Raw genomic sequence first — 18,595 nt, 5'->3', positions numbered from 1 at the left:
AATCAGATTATTCAAATGCCATTTTTAATGGAAGTCTGAATCTTGATCTTACTGATTCTCCCTGCATTTTACCTGGAGACCATTTTCCTCTGATTCCTCTGATCGTTCTTTCTGCTTCTTTGTTGAATGCTGAATTCGGACCTGTAGCTTTTACGTCTGAAATGGTACCATCTCTTTCAACTACGAAACTGATGCTTGTACTTACTGTTTCACCAAGACCTTCAAAATCAGACTGATCGAAGTTTTCACCTACTAATCTTCTGAATTTCTCAATACCTCCGATGAAATCAGCCTGCTGCTCAAGACCTCCTTCAACGATCTTGTTAGGATCTACTTTAGGAGTTTCCATCGTTTTACCCTGACCTGTTTCTTTCGGCATTTCAGGAGCTTTCCATACAACCTTTTTTTCACCTTCCTGATCTTTAGTACCGATGTTTGTATCTTTGGTTTCCTCCATTTTTTTAGGTGGTTCCTCGATTTTCGGGTTTGGTTTTGGCTCAGGAATCATATCCTTCACAATTTCCACTTTAGGCGGTTCAACTGGCGGTGGTGGCGGTGGTGGAGGCGGTGCTTTTTCTTCAATAGGAGGCGGAGGTAAATCTTTGATTTCATCTAAATTTACTTCCACAATTTTCTCTTCTTTTGCCTCTTCCTGGGTCATTTTTAAATATAAAAACGGACCTACAACTATAAGAACGAAAATAAGAGTTCCTAAAAGAAATGCCTTTGTTAACAATGGTCTGTATGCCTGTCTCAGATCATACGCACCATATTCTTTATTTCTGCGTTCAAATACCACCTCATCAAGAGTAGGACTTGTAGCATTATAATTATCTGTTGACATACTTTTTTAATTTATTTATTAATCAACTATTTATTCCCAACTTTTTGGTCATAAACAGCTTTTTCCCAAGGCTTTACTTCACCAATACCGTAGTGGTCTGTTTTCGTAATTGCCATTTCATCCAGAATATCTACAAAATTCTCATAATTTGAGTCATCAGTAGGTTTAATGATTACTGTAAAGATATCCGGTCTTTTTGCTCTCGCTTTCGCAGTAGCAATCACTTTAGCAATATCTTCTGAATCAAGTGTAGATTCTGTAAGTTTACCTGGATCTGTAAGACCATTCTGATCTAACTGATGGTAATACATTTTATCATCCTTACCTAAAAGAAATGTTACTGCATTTGATAGGTCAATTTCTGGTATATCCGTAATTGGCTGATCCTTTGGAGGTTTAGCCGGCAACTTCATATCCATAATATTGGGTTTACTGAAAGTTGTGGTAAACATAAAGAATGTGATCAAAAGGAAACCTAAATCCACCATCGGAGTCATGTCTACTCTGGCGTTATGTTTTTTCGAGCGGACCTTTCCGCCTTTCCCGCCTTTTTCCTGTACTTGTACTTCTGCCATTGTTCTCTTTTTTAATCCGATTACTCAGACGATGTAATCAGTACAAATTTATAAAACTCAATCTCTTTCAATCCATCAAACAATGCCTTGAACTGCGGATACTGTGCTTTAGCATCACCCTTAATAGCCAATCTGGCTTCAGGATTTGCCTGCAGAGAATATTTTACCCAGCTGGTCAATTCTTTATTCACAGAATCCATAGGAATTGAAACTCCTTTGATCTGTTGTCTCACATCTTCCGGCTTATCAAGATAAGATGGAAGCTGCTTCATTGGAACTCCGATGGCACTTGCATTTCTGAATGCTTTTTTCTGAGCCTCTGTAAACCCGATTCTGTACTCACCAGCCATATTATCAAGAATTTCATCTCTCTCGGTTGGTGTAACAGTAGGTGTAAAGAAGAATCTTCCGTCCGGAGTTACACTTATCGTCATCAAGTTGGTATCATCCAACTTTTGTGTTGAAACTGAAGATGGCGTAGTAATCTGCTCTGCATCCGGCTTTTTAAACTGCGTTGTAAGGATGAAGAACGTAAGGAGCAGGAAAGCAACGTCGCACATTGCCGTCATATCCGTAACTACCCCGTGTCTTTTTGGTTTGACTCTCGCCATATTAAATATTTATAAAATTTAACAAAATAAGATTATGTCTGTTTGCAGACCCTATTCAACTCTTAGTTGAATTCTGCAAAAGATTGCTGAATGCTTAATCCGATTTCGTCTATTTTATAAGTTAATCCATCAATCTTAGATGTAAAATAGTTGTAAAGGATAATTGCAATCGCAGAAGTACCAATACCTAATGCCGTGTTGATCAAGGCTTCAGAGATACCAGTTGATAGAGCAGCAGCATCCGGAGATCCTCCACCTGCACCTAAAGCAGCAAATGCTTTAATCATACCAAGTACTGTCCCTAAAAGCGCGATCAATGTTGCTACAGTACCTAAAGTAGAAAGAATCATCATGTTTTTCTCAAGCATTGGCATTTCTAAAGTAGTAGCTTCTTCTAAAGACTTACTTAGTGCAACCAATTTCTGCTCTTTGTTTAAAGTAGCATCTTTCTCAAGAATTTTGTAAGTAGTAAGACCTTCTTTTACAACGTTCCCTACAGAACCTTGCTGTCTGTCACACTCTTCCAAAGCTTCGTTGATTTGGTTTTTGTTCAGATGCGTTCTGATTGTAGTAACGAAGTTATCCAAATTGTTCTTTCCGCTTGCTCTACCTAATACCAAAGCTCTCTCGATTGAGAACACCAATACCGTGATCATAAATGTAAGCAAGATTGGAACTACAGGACCTCCTTTGTAAACGATACCCATCATTGATCCTTCAGCTGGTTCAATTTTTTTACCTTCAACATCAGATAAAGCAACAGAGGCAGCACCTTTGAACTGATCTGGATGTTGGAAGTTTGAAGGGTTACCCAATACAAACATATAAATAGCAACTCCAATTACGAATAAAATAGGAATTACAATTGCAGGGTTAAGACCACCCTTTTTTTTAGCAACTACTTGCTCATCATTTTTTGAAACATTCATTTCCATATTTAACTAAATTATATTGTTTAAAATTTTTGAGATTGTAAAATAAAGATAAAATAATTTAACTTGCAAGAGACATAAATAAACATTTTGTATTTTTAGGATAACAAATAATTAATCTGTTTTTATTTTGCTAAAAATACGATATTATTTTATCAATCTTTTATTAAAGAACTAAAAAACATTGAATATTCAAAAAAATTGAAGTCTAAATTTTCTAAATCTTCCAATGTTAAGTTTTTTTTAAATTACAATGTTGACAATTCTTTTGGGAACAACAATGATTTTTTTCGGAGTTTTACCCTCCAAAATCTGTTCCATTTTGTCATTTTGAAGCACTAAATCTTCCACTTCTTTTGCAGAAAGCTGTGCCGATAGTGAAATTTTAAATTTTGTCCTCCCATTTACACTGATCGGATACTCAATTTCGTCTTCTTCAAGGTACTTTTCTTCAAGTAACGGGAAGTTTACATATTCAATTGAATCCTGATTTCCCATCAAGCTCCAAAGTTCTTCACAGATGTGAGGCGCATAAGGAGAAATGACAACTGCAAGAGGTTCTAAAATATTTCGCTTATTACATTTTAATTTCTGTAATTCATTGACAGCAATCATAAATGAAGATACTGAAGTATTGAATGAAAAATTTTCGATGTCATAAACCACCTTCTTTATTAAGGTATGCAATACTTTATATTCCGCTTTTGTTGGTTCTTCATCTGATACTTCCAAAACTTCTCCGTTGAAATACAGATTCCAGAATTTCTTCAAGAAACCATAAACTCCACTCAAACCTTGTGTATTCCATGGCTTGGATTGTTCCAATGGACCTAAAAACATTTCATAAAGTCTCAAACCGTCTGCTCCATATTCTTCGCAGATATCATCGGGATTTACAACATTGTATTTTGACTTGGACATTTTTTCGACTTCACGACCTGTGATGTATTTTCCATCTTCCAAAATAAATTCTGCGTCTGCATAATCTGGTCTCCAGGATTTGAAAGCTTCGGTGTCTAATTCATCGGTAGTTCCTTTTAATAAAGATACATCGACATGAATTGCCTGAGTCTGATAATCTTTTGCCAAATTTTTAGAAACATATTGATTCGTTCCTTCAACTCTGTAAACAAATGCACTCATCCCCAAAATCATCCCCTGATTAATCAGCTTTTGGAAAGGCTCATCATTATTAATAAATCCTCTGTCCTTTAAGAACATATTCCAGAAACGGGAATACAGTAAGTGACCGGTGGCATGCTCGCTTCCACCAATGTATAAATCTACCTGTCCCCAATAGTCTGACAAATCTTTTTCAGCAAAAACCTCATCGTTCTTAGGATCCATGTATCTCAGGAAATACCATGAGCTGCCTGCCCAGCCAGGCATTGTAGATAATTCCAGAGGAAATACGGTTTTATCATCAATTAAATCTGTTGCGACTACTTTCTCAGTTGCTTCATCCCAGGCAAATGTTTTTGAATTTCCTAAAGGCGGATCTCCATCTTCAGTCGGCAAATATTTTTCAACTTCAGGAAGTTCCAGAGGCAAAGCAGATTTTGGCAAAGTATAAGGCATTCCATCTTTATAATATACAGGAACGGGCTCTCCCCAGTATCTCTGTCTTGAAAAAATAGCATCACGCTGCCTGTAATTTGTAGTGCCGTGACCAATTCCTCTGTTTTCTATTTCTGCAATTATTTTTGATTTCGCATCTTTATAATTTAAACCGTTTAAGAAATCAGAATTTACACAGACAGAATCTTTGGAATCAAAAGATTTTTCCTGAATATCCTCTTCAGTTTCTACAACTTTTATAATTTCTAAATTAAATTTCTTTGCAAAACGGTGATCACGCTCGTCATGTGCAGGAACAGCCATTACCGCTCCGGTTCCGTAACCCATCAGTACATAATCTGAAATATAAACCGGCATCTTTTTTCCGCTGAACGGATTGACGGCATAACTTCCCGTGAAGGCACCACTCACGTTTTTCACGTCTGCCATTCTATCACGTTCGGTTTTCTTGGAAGTTTCTTCTATATAAGAATCAACCTCAGCTTTCTGTTCCGGCGTCGTGATATTTTCCACCAAAGGATTTTCGGGAGCCAAAACCATGAAGGTTGCCCCGAAAATGGTGTCGGGTCTTGTTGTGAAAACCTCAATAATCTCGTCGTGATTTTCTATCTCAAATTTAACCTGCGCTCCCTGCGATTTCCCTATCCAGTATTCCTGGGAATCTTTCAAAGGTTGTGGCCAGTCTAAAGTTTTTAAACCCTGCAACAATCTTTCTGAGTAAGCTGAAATTCTCATGCTCCACTGCATCATTTTCTTTTGGAAAACAGGGTAACCGCCTCTTTCGGATTTACCGTCTTTAATCTCGTCGTTGGCCAAAACTGTTCCTAAAGCAGGACACCAGTTTACTGTAGTTTCAGCTCTGTAGGCCAAACGGTAATTTAATAAAATATCTTCTTTATCAATTTCAGAAGCAATTTTCCATTCTTCTGCAGTGAAATTTAATTCTTCGTTTTGATTGGCATTTAAATCTTCTGTTCCCTTTTCTTCAAAATGTTGAATCAAAGTTTCAATAGATTCTGCCTTGTCTGTATTTTTATTGTACCACGAATGAAACAGTTCGATGAAAATCCACTGCGTCCATTTATAATAAGAGGCGTCGGAAGTTCTCACTTCCCTGCTCCAGTCAAATGAGAAACCTATTTTTCTTAACTGCTCTTCGTATCTCGTGATGTTCTGTTCGGTGGTAACAGCAGGATGCTGACCAGTCTGAATAGCATACTGCTCAGCCGGAAGTCCGAAAGAATCGTAACCAACAGGATGCAGCACATTGAAACCCTGATGTCTTTTATATCTCGCATAGATATCTGACGCAATGTATCCCAGCGGATGACCTACATGCAGCCCCGCTCCCGATGGATACGGAAACATATCGAGTACATAAAATTTCGGTTTATCTGTTTTATCGGAAGTCTTGTAAGTCTGATTGTCTTCCCAGTATTTCTGCCACTTTTTTTCTATCTGCTGATGATCGTAAAACACGTTTCGTAATTGTTATATGTTAAAAGATGGATGTAAAATAAATGTAATTTTCAATCCTGATTCACAAAAATAATGATTTTAAAAGAAATATTAATTAAAATAAGTTAAGCTAAAAACAAAAAATCTCATCCGAAGATGAGATTTAATATGCTAATTCAATATATTCAAAAAATTATTGCGGAATTCTTTTGAAAGAATAAGTCACAGTTTTAAAAACTGTAGGATCTGTTTTGTCTTCAATCATCAGATTCATTGCATCTGCATCCAGTCTTGTAATTTTTCCTTTATCTGAAACAACTGTTCCCTGATATTTAAGCTCTATAGTTTTAGCACCTTTATCATAAGCGTATGAGAAAGTACGGTTTGATGTCTGAGCACAAACTACAGGTGACACCCCTGATTCCTCAAAAGTAGTACGGGTTCCTGAACTGTTTTCTTTGAAAACCCATCTGGCCTGACGTTGACAAGTACTGTATGTAACAAGATCGCTCACACCGTCACCGTTTGTATCAACCTCAGTTCTTACTTCGGTTAACGGTTGCCAGGTTCCTACCAAAGGTACTTCAGGAGCTGTCTCTTCGTCGTCGTTACAAGCTGTCGTCGTAGCAAACAAAGCCAATCCCGCAAATAATAATGCTAATTTCTTCATAGATCATTTTTTCAAGGCCTAAAATTATGATTTTTTTTAAATACTTTGCTATTTTTTTTCATATTTAGAATCATATTTTACATTTTCTTATCATTTTGCTTTATTTAAACACATTTTAAAAAGTTTATATTTGCAAAAAGTCGCAAATGCCCGAAATTTCCATCATCACTCCGTGCTATAATTCTTCAAAATTTTTGAGAGAAACGATAGACTCGGTACTCAACCAGACGTTTACAGATTGGGAATGGCTGATTACGGATGACTGTTCCAAAGACGGTTCGGTGGAAATTATAAGAAACAATCCTGACCCGAGAATTAAACTCACTGTCGCTGAAAAAAACGGTGGCGCCGGGCATGCGAGAAATATTTCCCTTCAAAAGGCTTCTGGGAGATTCATCACTTTTCTTGATGCTGATGACTTTTGGAATCCTGAATTTTTAGAAGAAATGGTTAACTTTATGAAAAAGGAAAATGCCGAGCTCGCCTACTCCAACTATGCAAGATGTGACGAAAGCCTGAACCCGCAAATTGAAGATTTCAAAGCTGATAAAACTGTTACTTTTCAAAATTTGCTTAAAACATGCAGACTGTCGCTCCTTTCTTCTATGTACGATTCTAAAAGGGTTGGAAAAGAATTTTTTCCTGAAGGAAGCAAAAGAGAAGACCATGTGATGTGGCTTAATTTGTTAAAGAAAATCCCCGAGGGAAAAGCTTTGCCGAAAACGATGGCAAAATACAGGATGCACGCTACGAGCATCTCGAGAAAAAAACAGAATATCATAAAGGATCAATATCTGGTGTACAAAGATTTTATGAAATTTTCAACTGTAAAATCAATGTACTATACTCTAAACTGGGCTTTCAATGGTTTTAAAAAATATTCAAAACTCTTTAACTGATGGAATATTCTAAAGAATTTAAAGCAGCGCTGAGCGAACTGAAACCTATAGAAAAGGACCGCCTTATTTTCAGATTACTGAAAAAGGATAAAATTTTATCCAAAAAACTGTATTTTGAACTGATTGACACTGAAACTGCCGATCAGAAGCGAGATGCGATGGAAGAACACATCAAAGAAAAGGTAGAATTTGCTTCAAGATACATCAGCAATCAAAAATATTTTGTCGTTCTCATTAGAAAAATCAGTGCTGAAATTACTGAGCATGTGAAGGTGACTTCGGATAAATTTGGTGATGTTTCTCTGAATCTTTTTCTAATTAATCAGATTTTAGAATCCAATGATAAACTGAGCCGACAAAGGTTTAATGATATTTATAAACTGTACCTTTATCTTATTAATAAAGTAGTAAAATCTCTCTTACTCATCAAAAAACTGGACGAAGATTACTGGATGGAACTGGACGATCTTCTTTCGGAACTGCATGATAAAATAACTTCAAATGTTTATCTCGAAAAACTTTTCATCAACAACGGAATAGATTTTAACTGGCTGACGATTGAAAAAATTCCTGATCATTTTGATCTGATTATCAAAGATATTAAGAATCACGGATTTTTAAAGTGATAAGATCTTCTGAATAATCAATTCTGACGAATTCGGTTTTTCGCTCACAAATTGTGATGCATTATGAGACATTTCTATCAGTGAATTTTCGTTTTTAATTAACTTTAAAATAAAATCTGCAGCTTCTTTTTCAGTTTCAAAAGATTTTCCGCCATTGGCTTTTATTAAATCATCTGCTTCAGGATTTTTCCGGTATTGATTTCCGAACATTACGGGCACGCCAAAAGTTGCAGCTTCCAAAATATTGTGAAGTCCGGCATCGTGAAAACCACCACCAACAACGGCGACGTCGGCATACGAATATATTTTTGAGAGTAATCCTATACTGTCAATAATTAAAATTTGAAGGTTGGAGGGTTCGAGAGTTGGAGAATTGTTAGGTGTAGGAGTGTTATGGTTTTTCAGACTGCTGTATAGGATTGCAGTTGGGAAAATCTCTTTTAAATTTTCAACTCTTTTTAAATCGTGGGGAGCGATAATCAGTTTTAAATTCTGACTTTTTTCAGAGATTATTCGGGCAATTTTCTCTTCTGCCTGCCATGAACTTCCAAAGACGACTGTTTTATTTCCCGAAATAAATTCACTTATAAAACGGACGTGATTATCCCTGTTTTTTATCTGTTTCACCCGGTCAAATCTTGTATCTCCGGTTACCGACGATTTTTCCAGACCAATACTTTTTGCCAGAGCATAGGAATGTCTGGTCTGATGAAAAAACCAGCCAACATTGTCTCTGAGCTGTTTTACAAACCATTTTCCGTAAGACTTGAAGAAACTCTGTCTTTCGTAAAACAATGCCGAAACTACAAATATTTTCGCATCCTTTTCTTTTAACTGTCTCAATAAATTATACCAGAAATCATATTTTACCGTAAAAAAAAGTTTAGGTTTAAAAGCCTTTAAAAATTCTTTTATATCTGAATTTCTGTCAAACGGAAGATAGCAGACTGCATCAGCGACTGTTTTCTTTTTAATCACATTTTCGTAACCTGAAGGCGAAAAGAAAGTGACCAAAATTTTATATTCAGGAAACTTTTCTCTGAGCTTTTCAAGTACCGGAAGTCCCTGTTCGTACTCACCCAAACTTGCGGCATGCATCCACAAAACCTCATCAGTAGGCGAAAATTTAGATTTTATCAGTTCGAGAGATTGCTTTCTTCCGTCAACGCCTTTTTTAGTTTTAGCATTAAACAAAGCGAAGACCTTCATTCCGAAAATCATCAGACTGACAAAAATATTATACAGAGATTTCAATTATTCAGATTTAAAGTTTCTCTCCTTCCTTCCCTGATCATTCTGTAAATGTGAATTCCAATTGTAAAAAGTAACAATGGCAAAAGAAAGAATACGGCATTTGACATTTCATTTAATTTTCCCTGGGCAATAAGAATGCTTTCTACCACAGTGTCGGCAAGCAGAATAAGCATCACACACAGAATACTGTAAGAAAAAACCTTCAGCTTTTCTTTGTTTCTGAAACTTTTTGGAACATTCAGCATCGGAGAATCCGGATTTCTGGGAATTCCTGTTAGCAGCAGGAAAATAAATGATGCAATTGCCGGCAGAAACCAGATTGTTTTTTTGTGATCTTCACCATTTACCGTTCCGTTTACCGCAAAATGAGTTGGAACAATTTCCGGAAGATCTGAATAGGAATATATGGTAAAACCCCAGATAAAACCTAACAGAAGGATATTTGCAACAAAAAAAACAGTGGACAGTTTCATTTTTTTTAAATCAGTTTTTTAATCACACGGAGTTTATGCGTATGCTGATTCAGTTCTTTATTAAAAATCCCTGAGGAATCGAGCGTATCAATCCTCACTTTCCCTGAGGCATGAATGATTTTCTGATTATCGAGCATGATTCCAACGTGAATAATTTTGCCATCCGCATTTTCGAAAAAAGCAAGATCTCCCATTTCACTTTCTTCCACGAAAGTAAGCGACTCGCCCACTTCCACCTGCTGTGACGCATCACGGGGAAGTTTAATGTCGTGAATTTTATAAACCAGCTGCGTAAAGCCTGAACAGTCGACCGCAAAGAAGCTTTTGCCACCCCACAGATACGGAACATTGATGAATTCTTTTGCCGTCAGTGCAATGCTTTCCCTCAAATTATGGCTGCGCCTGGACGCCACAGCGGGAAATTCAACTTCAGATCCCATTGAAAGCAGAGTTTTGCCGTCTTTCATCAGCACAGAAGAAAAATCTTCGGTCACCACAGTCACTTTTCTGTTCGCTAAATATTCATCAGACACAGTTTTGATCTGTTTGGTATCCATCCAGCCTTCATAGCCATCGTAGTGCATTTTTATTTTGGTCCAGTTTTTATTCACCTCCAAAATATCGGCACTTTCACCGAATAAGATTTCGGTAACGATTTCTGCTTTATCCGAATTTTCTGCCCGCACAGGAGCTACAGTAACTGTACAAATTCCTTTATTCATCATTCAAAGGTTAAAATTTAAGGTCTGGATTTCTTTTTTTCTGTTATTTTCTTCTCAGAAAATTCACTCCGTCACGCAAAGGTAAAATAAGATTATCAAAATCTTCGTCCTGAGCCACCAAATCATTCAGTTCTTTGATGATTTGGGTAGATTTCTGCTTCGGATTTTCGTCTAAAACTTTCCCGTACCACAACACATTATCAAATAGGACCACAGAGCCGGATTTCGTTTTAGGTTTAATCAATCTGAAATATTCTGCATAATTTTCTTTATCGGCATCAATAAAAACAAGATCAAAAATTTCGTCAGTATTTTTCAGAAATTCTTTTGCATCCTGAATTTTAAAATCAATTTGAGAAGAAAATTTACTTTCGGCAAAATATTTTTTCGGTAAATAGGCCAGATCTTCATTGACGTCTAAAGTTGTGATTTTTCCATCATCTGAAAGTCCGTCTGCAAGGCACAAGGTGGCATAACCTGTAAAAGTTCCTATTTCCAAAATATTTTTTGGGCTGAGCATTTTTGAGATGATGCTTAAAAGTCTTCCCTGCTGATAACCTGAAATCATGTGAGGCTGCGTGGTTTTCTGAAAAGTTTCCCTCCTCAGTTTTTTCAGGATTTCAGGCTCCAGTGAAGCGTGATTTTCCAGATACCTGTCCATTTCAGGATGTTTTTCTTCGAAATAACTCATTTTTTTGTTTAATAATCTGATTTAAAAATTTCCTTTACGAAAAAATATTCTTTTAAAATACCGTAAAAATACGGATTGTATATATAAAATAAGGCTTGTAATTTTGACACATCAATGATATAGGTAAAAATACTGTATTAAAGGTGATGAAAAAAAATAGACAAGGGTTCACAAACCTGCAAAATTTCCTCGATTACATTTTCAGCTTGATTGAAAGAGAAAATGTGGTTTAACTAAATTAAAAAAAGATCCCGACAAAATCGAGATCTTTTATTTTTTTATAGCTGAAAGTTACTATTTTTTTGGAGTAATATCCATCAGTTTCATAAATTCATCCAGTTTAGGCATGATGATAATTTCCGTTCTTCTGTTTTCAGCTCTTCCGGAAACGCTCATATTGGTTGCTTTAGGATTGTATTCAGAACGTCCACCAGCTGTGATTCTTGCCGGGTCAACTCCAAACTGAGTCTGAAGAACTTTAGCGATTGATGTACCTCTCAAAGCAGAAAGATCCCAGTTGTCTCTCGGTAAGCTTGAAGAATTCAGAGCAACATTATCTGTGTTACCTTCAATCAATACAGAATATTTATCGTAGTCATTGATCACTTTAGCCACTTTACCCAAAACTTCCTGAGCTGCAGGCAATACATTGTAATCTCCTGTTTTGTACAGCATTTTATCTGATAATGAAATCATTACCACACCTTTTAATACTTTCACCTGAACATCCTGATCGGTTACGTTATCCAAAGATCTTTTCAGTTTGTTTGATAAAGCTAAATTTAAACTGTCATTTTTAGCGTTTGAAGCGATAAGTTGCTTGATGTAAGCGTTTGAGGAATTGATTTCTCCCACCAATTTATCAATATTTGCTGAGCTTTTCCCTGAATTTGAAAGACATGCATCCAAAGAAGATTTCAAAGCATCATGCTGACTCTTCAATAAGTTATTTTCACTGGTAAGACTTGCATTCTGAGATTTCAGATCCTGAATTTCTCTCTGTCTTTCCCCGATGTTTTCGATACACTGTTTGTAGTTTGAGCTTAAAGCCTCATACTGTTTTTTGCTGACACATGAGGTCATGCCCAAAACGATGGCAGAAGCTGCTAAGATTTTAAAAATTTTCATAAACAATCTTTTTTTTATTTTTAAGACAGCTCCAAAGGTAGAAAAATTCAATTAAATGGTAAACGCTATCTTTGTAAAGTCAAAATTTTCTGCAAATGCTGAGCCTAAAATCGGTAGAATCTAAAATTTCAAACCTCGTTTCGGATTTTAAAATCAAAAAGTATCTCTTAGCAGTGAGCGGAGGTGCAGATTCTATGGTCTTAGCGCATATTTTCAGAGATTTACAGCTTTCTTTTGAGATTGCACACGTCAATTATAAGCTTCGGGAAAATGATTCAGATCTGGATCAGAAGACGGTTGAAGATTTCTGCAGAAATTTTAATATTAAATTTCATTTACATCAGGTTTCAGACAAAGATCAGAAGCCAGAAAACTCTGTACAGCTTTGGGCGAGAGATTTACGGTATACGTTCTTCAGAAAAATTCAGAACGAACAGAATATTGATTTTTTGGTGACAGCACATCATCTGAATGACCAGCTTGAAACATTTATTATCAATCTTTCAAAAGCTTCAGGTTTAAAAGGTTTGAGTGGAATTCCATCAAATGAAAATCAGATTTTGAGACCACTTCTCGAATTTAGCAAACAGGAGATTTATGACTTTGCTGGTGAAAACAAAATTGAATTCCGTGAAGATCTTTCCAATCAGAAAAATGATTATTTACGGAATAGAATCCGGAATGAAATTGCGCCTAAATTGCTTGAAACAAATGATCATTTTCTTCAGAACTTCAGCAGAAGTTTAGATTATTTGAATCAATCCAAAAATTTTGTGGAGGAAAAAATTGCTGAAATTGAAAATAAAATCACGGTTCCAAACTCTTCCCATCTAATTTTATCTAAAGATCTGCTGGAAGAAGAATCTGATTTTGTAAAATTTGAAATTCTGAAAAAATACGGATTTACCAAACCTGAAGAAATTGCTAAAATATTTTCTGCTGAAAGTGGCGGCTCCTTTTTTTCAGATAAATTTCGAATCAACATCCATCGGAGCCAACTCATCATTATTGAGAATATTGAAAATCAAAATATTACAGAAGAAGAAATTGTAATATGTGAAAAATCTGATTTTTCTGAAAACCATTCCAGCATTAATCTCGAAGATATGATTGAGGACTTTCAGAATTCCGGAGAAAAACTAAATTGGAATTTTGATACTGAAAAATTAAAGTTTCCTTTGAAACTACGAAAGCAAAAAGACGGCGACGAATTTTTCCCTGTGGGATTTTCGGGCAAAAAGAAAGTTTCTAAGTTTCTCAGGGACGAAAAATTGTCTAATTTAGCGAGGCAAAAAATCTGGCTGCTCTGCGATGCCGAAAACTCGGTTTTGGGAGTGATTCCACTGCGACAGGACAGACGGTTTGCCACAAATGAGAATGCGGAAAATATTCTCACAATCAATAATAAGTAAAAGAAAGGAAGATTTGGAATCATGAGCAGCTTTAGTTCATAATTTTTTAAATTGATAAAATCTGAAGAATTTTCAGAAAAATATAATTCAATTTTAAAACAGTGAAATTTGCGGTGGACTGATGGTTTTTAGATAATTTATGAGCATTTCTTCCTGTAAAATCAAAAGTAAAAATGAAATTCAGAAGTTGGTTTTTATTAACGCTGTTATTCCTTTCAACGGCGGTCAACGCACAGATTAAAGATCCTGTAAAATTTAAATTCTCCATCAACGAACTCGGTAACAATGAGTACGAAGCGGTACTGAACGGAACTATCGAGAAAGGATGGCACATTTACTCAAAAGATATCCCTGAAGACACCGGAGGAATTCCGACGGAATATAAAGTTTCGGGAAAAAACATCGAGCTGATTGGCAAATTTACGGAAACGGGAAAAAAACATTCAGAATTTTCCGAAGCTTTTGGTGGAACCATTGTTTATTATTCTGATGCTGCCGGATTCAAACAAAAATTTAAACTTAAAGACGGCACAAAACCTGCTGACATTGTTGCTGAAATCATGTATCAGACCTGCGATGACAGAGTCTGTCTTGCCCCGAATACATTAGAATTTACCAAAAAACTTACACCAAAAGGCGTAACGGAGATTGTTACTGACGAAAAAACTGTTGCAAAAGATTCTTTAAGCCCGATTGTAGACACTTTAGAAGAAAACGCAACTGCAACAAAAACTACTGTTGCAACAGCTTCAAAACTTGATCCTAAACAGCTGAAAATTTCATCAATCGATATTTCAAAGCCTTTAACAGACTGCGGAACCAGCACCAAACTGGAAACAAACTACTGGAAAATTTTAATCTTAGGCTTCATCGGAGGATTGATTGCTTTGTTGACTCCATGCGTATTCCCAATGATTCCATTGACGGTTTCTTTCTTTACAAAAGGAAATAAAAATCCTGCAAAAGGAAAAAGAGATGCTTTTGTCTATGGCTTTTTTATCTTACTGATATTTGTTTTATTAAGCGTTCCATTTCATTTGATTGATGGTATTGCAGGAAATATTTTCAATGAAATTTCTACAAACGTCTGGCTGAATATTCTGTTTTTTGTGGTATTCATCTTCTTCGCAGGTAGCTTTTTCGGATATTACGACATCACTCTGCCAAGCTCAATCGCCAACAAATCTTCAAAAGCTGAGGAAGTAGGCGGAATGATTGGTATTTTCTTCATGGCACTTACCTTAGTGATCGTCTCTTTCTCCTGTACAGGTCCTATTTTGGGAAGTATTCTGGGAAGTATTTTAAGTGATAACTCTGTAGACATTCCTACGGTTCTTACATTTGCTTTAGCAGGTTTCGGTTTGGCTTGGGCGATTGTTTTTGGTCTTCTTGCATTGTTTCCACAGGCGTTACAAAGCCTTCCGAAATCCGGCGGATGGATGAATACCGTGAAAGTTGTTTTAGGATTTATTGAACTTGCATTAGCCTTAAAATTCCTTTCCAAAGCAGATTTGGTTTCAAAAACATTCTTTATTAAAAGAGAATTATTCATTGGCATCTGGATTATCATTGCAATCGGATTGGTGATCTATTTATTTGGCTTAATAAGATTCCCTCACGATGATAAGAAGCCTAAAATTTCTGTAGGAAGAAAGATTTTAGGAATTTTAGGAATCGGTTTCGTAGTTTATTTAATTCAGGGATTAATTCCTGCTGAGCGGCCGAAACTTCAGCTTTTGAGCGGAATTTTGCCTCCTCTGAATGTAAGTTATTTACATGACGAAAAAGACGGAATCCTGGGAATGCATCCAGAACACGACTTTTTCTCAGCCATTGAATTAGCGAAAAAAGAAAACAAACCCATCCTTATAGATTTTACAGGATACGGCTGCGAAAACTGCCGTAAAATGGAAGAATTTGTATGGAGTGAACCTGATATCCTGCCGATTCTGCAGAATGATGTTTTGATCGCATCTCTTTATGTAGACGACAAAGAAGAACTTCCCGAAGATCAGAAAACCAAAATTGAAATGGGAGACGGACAGGTGAAAAAAGTAAAAACCATTGGCGACAGATGGAGTTTATTTCAAAGCGTTAATTTTAACAACAATTCACAGCCTCACTATGTTCTTCTGACTCCAGACGGAAAAGTAATCAACTCCCCAGTTTCAGGATTTATGGATAAAGAAGATTTTAAAAAATTCCTTGAATGTGGAGTGAATTTTTATAAGAATAATAAATAATTTTTTCTAAATATTTTATTAAAACTCATATCGAAAGATGTGAGTTTTTTTTTTAGAATTCTAAAAGACTTAAAGCAAATATCATATTTAAAAAAATTATTAAATTTGGTAATCAACACAAATTCAAGGGCATGAAATACAAAATCTCTATCTTTTTATTCCTGTTATTTTGTTTCGCTGCAAAAAGTCAGGCTCCAAATATTCAATGGAAAAAGGCTTTCGGAGGCTCTCTTAACGATGTCGCCTACTCTGTAGCCCAGACTTCCGATGGAGGCTACATTATAGCAGGGACTACAAATTCTACTCAGGGAAATATAACTGTAAGCCATGGAAATAATGATTTGTGGATAGTAAAAACTGATGGGTCGGGAAATTTACAGTGGCAAAAATCATTCGGCGGCACAGGTAGCGAACAGGCAAGATCAGTGATAACAACTGCAGACGGTGGATACATTGTTGCCGGGTTTACCAGCTCAAACAATGGGCACGTTACATACAACCAGGGATCAAATGATTACTGGGTAATAAAACTGGATTCCACAGGAAATTTACAATGGCAGAAAACCTACGGCGGAGGTGGTAATGACATGGCAAACTCTATCTGCCAAACCAGCGATGGAGGATATATTATTGCGGGGTTTTCTAATTCATCCTCAGGAGATATTACCAACCCTAAAGGTAATAATGATTATTGGATTGTAAAAACAGACGCATTGGGAAATCTTGTATGGCAGAAATCTTTAGGTGGAGATAATAATGATAAAGCAACAGAAATAAAACAAACAAAAGACGGTGGCTATATTGTTGCAGGAGACAGCACTTCATCAATTGGAGACCCTTCTACACCTCCTTATGGCTTTGCTGACTTTTGGATTGTAAAAATTTCCACAACAGGAAATATTATTTGGGAAAAAAGATATGGAGGCTCTCAAAATGATTTTACATATTCTGTAAAATCTACTACAGACGATGGTTTTATTGTGGCAGGATATACGTTTTCTGTAAACGGGCATATATCAGGAAGTATTGGCCCCAGTGACGCCTGGCTTCTTAAGTTGGATCAGTCAGGAAATTTGCAGTGGGAAAAATCATTGGGAGGACAGACTTATGATGCAGCAAGATCAGTTATTCAAACTTCTGACGGAGGTTATCTCATCGCAGGAGACTCTGCATCGACCAACGGAATTCCATCGGGTAATAATGGCACAATAGATTTTTATGTTGTAAAACTAAGCAATACCGGAAATATTTTGTGGCATAAATGTCTTGGTGGTGATAATACAGATTATGGAATGCAAATTATTCAGACCAGCGATGGCGGAGCCGTAATTGTGGGAGAAACAAACACTTTCAACAATGGTCAGGTGACAGGAAGTTTTGGTGGTAAGGACTTTTGGGTAGTAAAGCTGGAATCTGTCTTAAGCACAGAGGAAACACCTGCAAAAAATAAAATTTCAGTTTATCCAAACCCTGCTAAAGACTTCATTTACATTGAAAATCTTCCGAATAATTCAACAGTTACGATGACTGATATCTCCGGCCGAAAAATATTTTCTGAAAATTATTCAGATGCCAAAATTTCTGTCGAAGTTTCGCAATACCAAAAGGGAATCTATATTTTGCAGGCAGAGCACGAAGGAAAGGAAATACTTACTCATAAAATTATCGTTTCAAAATAGTTTACTCCTGTTGAAATTATTTTAAGAAAAATAATATTTCTGATCACATTTCCGGCTTTCACATTACGGAACAGATACCGAATACAGAATAAACACTAACAATTCAGTAACAAATAACATTTAAGGTATTAAATTTGCATTCATTTTCAAAATAATCCATTTTTATAATAATCTTAAAACTGAAAATTATGGCTGAAGTAATACAACAGGAAAAACACGGAAAACGCAGATCCAGACAAGCTTCTATCAGAGTCGATATGACACCGATGGTAGATTTAGGTTTTCTTTTAATCACATTTTTTATGTTTACCACCAATTTCTCAAAACCCAATACAATGGATGTGAAATTGCCCGCTAAAAACATTACAGGTACAAAGACAGAAATCAACGAAAAGAATCAGATTACGTTCATTTTAGGCAAAGAAAACCGGATATTTTATCACCAGAGCAGCGCAGGCAAACTCAATTCTGAGAATTTGAAAGAAACAGAATTTACAGATGCCGGAATAACAAAAATTATAACGGAAGCATATAAAAATGCACCGCTGCAAGAGAATTTCACAGTAATCATTGAACCCACTCAGGATGCCAACTACAAAAACTTTGTAGATATCTTTGATAATGTTTCAGCTTCACAAAAACTGCGTTATGGAATTTCAGAGCTGAAGCCGTGGGAAAAGACAGTTTATCAGAACATTTCCCAATAATTTTTGACCTTAAAAATTAGGTTAATCTTAAATAACTGATCTTAAAACATTCCACCGCAAAGCATTTTCACTTTGCGGTTTTTTTATTTAAAT

The 18,595-nt window shown here is 36.1% G+C and carries 17 protein-coding genes; 6 read left to right on the top strand and 11 right to left on the bottom strand.

Translation table 11 applies throughout. From position 1 onward, the window contains the following. Positions 1 to 7 precede the first annotated feature (7 nt). The 6 genes from IC610_RS15275 to IC610_RS15250 all read right to left on the bottom strand — a co-directional run bounded on the left by IC610_RS15275 (position 8) and on the right by IC610_RS15250 (position 6,668). Positions 8 to 844, bottom strand: a complete 837-nt coding sequence (locus IC610_RS15275) for an energy transducer TonB (RefSeq protein WP_191737629.1) — start codon at positions 842 to 844, stop codon at positions 8 to 10. Positions 845 to 870: 26 nt separating this feature from the next. After that, entirely contained in the window at positions 871 to 1,419 is a 549-nt protein-coding gene (locus tag IC610_RS15270; protein WP_191737628.1) for a biopolymer transporter ExbD, read from the bottom strand. A gap of 20 nt (positions 1,420 to 1,439) precedes the next feature. Further along, positions 1,440 to 2,030: an ExbD/TolR family protein gene (locus IC610_RS15265; protein WP_056074958.1), complete on the bottom strand. Its 591-nt coding sequence runs from the start codon at positions 2,028 to 2,030 to the stop codon at positions 1,440 to 1,442. 62 nt (positions 2,031 to 2,092) lie between these two features. Further along, a complete protein-coding gene (locus IC610_RS15260) occupies positions 2,093 to 2,965 on the bottom strand; it encodes a MotA/TolQ/ExbB proton channel family protein (protein WP_191737627.1) in 873 nt (290 codons plus the stop codon). 240 nt (positions 2,966 to 3,205) lie between these two features. After that, positions 3,206 to 6,019, bottom strand: a complete 2,814-nt coding sequence (gene leuS / locus IC610_RS15255; protein ID WP_191737626.1) for a leucine--tRNA ligase — start codon at positions 6,017 to 6,019, stop codon at positions 3,206 to 3,208. A 172-nt stretch (positions 6,020 to 6,191) separates the two neighbouring features. Continuing rightward, complete coding sequence (locus tag IC610_RS15250) at positions 6,192 to 6,668, bottom strand: lipocalin family protein (protein WP_191737625.1); 477 nt, start codon at positions 6,666 to 6,668, stop codon at positions 6,192 to 6,194. Positions 6,669 to 6,814: 146 nt separating this feature from the next. On the opposite strand from IC610_RS15250, the gene IC610_RS15245 reads away from it, so the two are divergent. After that, entirely contained in the window at positions 6,815 to 7,567 is a 753-nt protein-coding gene (locus tag IC610_RS15245) for a glycosyltransferase family 2 protein (RefSeq protein ID WP_191737624.1), read from the top strand. Further along, the gene (locus IC610_RS15240; protein WP_191737623.1) at positions 7,567 to 8,193 is read left to right on the top strand and encodes a deoxyuridine 5'-triphosphate nucleotidohydrolase; all 627 of its coding nucleotides are present in this window, start codon (positions 7,567 to 7,569) and stop codon (positions 8,191 to 8,193) included. The genes IC610_RS15245 and IC610_RS15240 overlap by 1 nt, the downstream gene beginning before the upstream one ends. Here IC610_RS15240 and IC610_RS15235 read toward each other — a convergent pair. The 5 genes from IC610_RS15235 to IC610_RS15215 form a co-directional block, all read right to left on the bottom strand. Then, complete coding sequence (locus IC610_RS15235) at positions 8,185 to 9,447, bottom strand: 3-deoxy-D-manno-octulosonic acid transferase (protein ID WP_191737622.1); 1,263 nt, start codon at positions 9,445 to 9,447, stop codon at positions 8,185 to 8,187. The genes IC610_RS15240 and IC610_RS15235 overlap by 9 nt on opposite strands. Further along, the gene (locus tag IC610_RS15230; RefSeq protein WP_191737621.1) at positions 9,444 to 9,920 is read right to left on the bottom strand and encodes a DUF1648 domain-containing protein; all 477 of its coding nucleotides are present in this window, start codon (positions 9,918 to 9,920) and stop codon (positions 9,444 to 9,446) included. Before IC610_RS15230 ends, IC610_RS15235 begins: the two co-directional genes overlap by 4 nt. A gap of 5 nt (positions 9,921 to 9,925) precedes the next feature. After that, a complete protein-coding gene (locus IC610_RS15225) occupies positions 9,926 to 10,642 on the bottom strand; it encodes a C40 family peptidase (protein WP_191737703.1) in 717 nt (238 codons plus the stop codon). Between the two features lie 43 nt (positions 10,643 to 10,685). Then, positions 10,686 to 11,333 (bottom strand): O-methyltransferase, encoded by a 648-nt coding sequence (locus IC610_RS15220; RefSeq protein WP_191737620.1) that lies wholly within the window; start codon positions 11,331 to 11,333, stop codon positions 10,686 to 10,688. A gap of 294 nt (positions 11,334 to 11,627) precedes the next feature. Further along, positions 11,628 to 12,461: an OmpA family protein gene (locus tag IC610_RS15215; RefSeq protein ID WP_056074986.1), complete on the bottom strand. Its 834-nt coding sequence runs from the start codon at positions 12,459 to 12,461 to the stop codon at positions 11,628 to 11,630. Between the two features lie 95 nt (positions 12,462 to 12,556). Here IC610_RS15215 and tilS point away from each other — a divergent pair, with 95 nt between their 5' ends. From tilS to IC610_RS15195, 4 genes are all read left to right on the top strand, one after another. Next, entirely contained in the window at positions 12,557 to 13,873 is a 1,317-nt protein-coding gene (gene tilS, locus IC610_RS15210; RefSeq protein ID WP_191737619.1) for a tRNA lysidine(34) synthetase TilS, read from the top strand. 173 nt (positions 13,874 to 14,046) lie between these two features. Continuing rightward, positions 14,047 to 16,116, top strand: a complete 2,070-nt coding sequence (locus IC610_RS15205; protein ID WP_191737618.1) for a protein-disulfide reductase DsbD family protein — start codon at positions 14,047 to 14,049, stop codon at positions 16,114 to 16,116. Positions 16,117 to 16,247: 131 nt separating this feature from the next. Further along, a complete protein-coding gene (locus IC610_RS15200; protein ID WP_191737617.1) occupies positions 16,248 to 17,795 on the top strand; it encodes a T9SS type A sorting domain-containing protein in 1,548 nt (515 codons plus the stop codon). A 188-nt stretch (positions 17,796 to 17,983) separates the two neighbouring features. Then, complete coding sequence (locus IC610_RS15195) at positions 17,984 to 18,502, top strand: ExbD/TolR family protein (RefSeq protein WP_191737616.1); 519 nt, start codon at positions 17,984 to 17,986, stop codon at positions 18,500 to 18,502. Positions 18,503 to 18,595 lie beyond the last annotated feature (93 nt).

This window comes from Chryseobacterium caseinilyticum, from assembly GCF_014837145.1.
GTDB classification, from domain to species: Bacteria; Bacteroidota; Bacteroidia; order Flavobacteriales; family Weeksellaceae; genus Chryseobacterium; species Chryseobacterium caseinilyticum.
The sequence above is the reverse complement of the archived record's forward strand: the minus strand, read 5'-3'. Positions and strand labels throughout refer to the sequence as shown.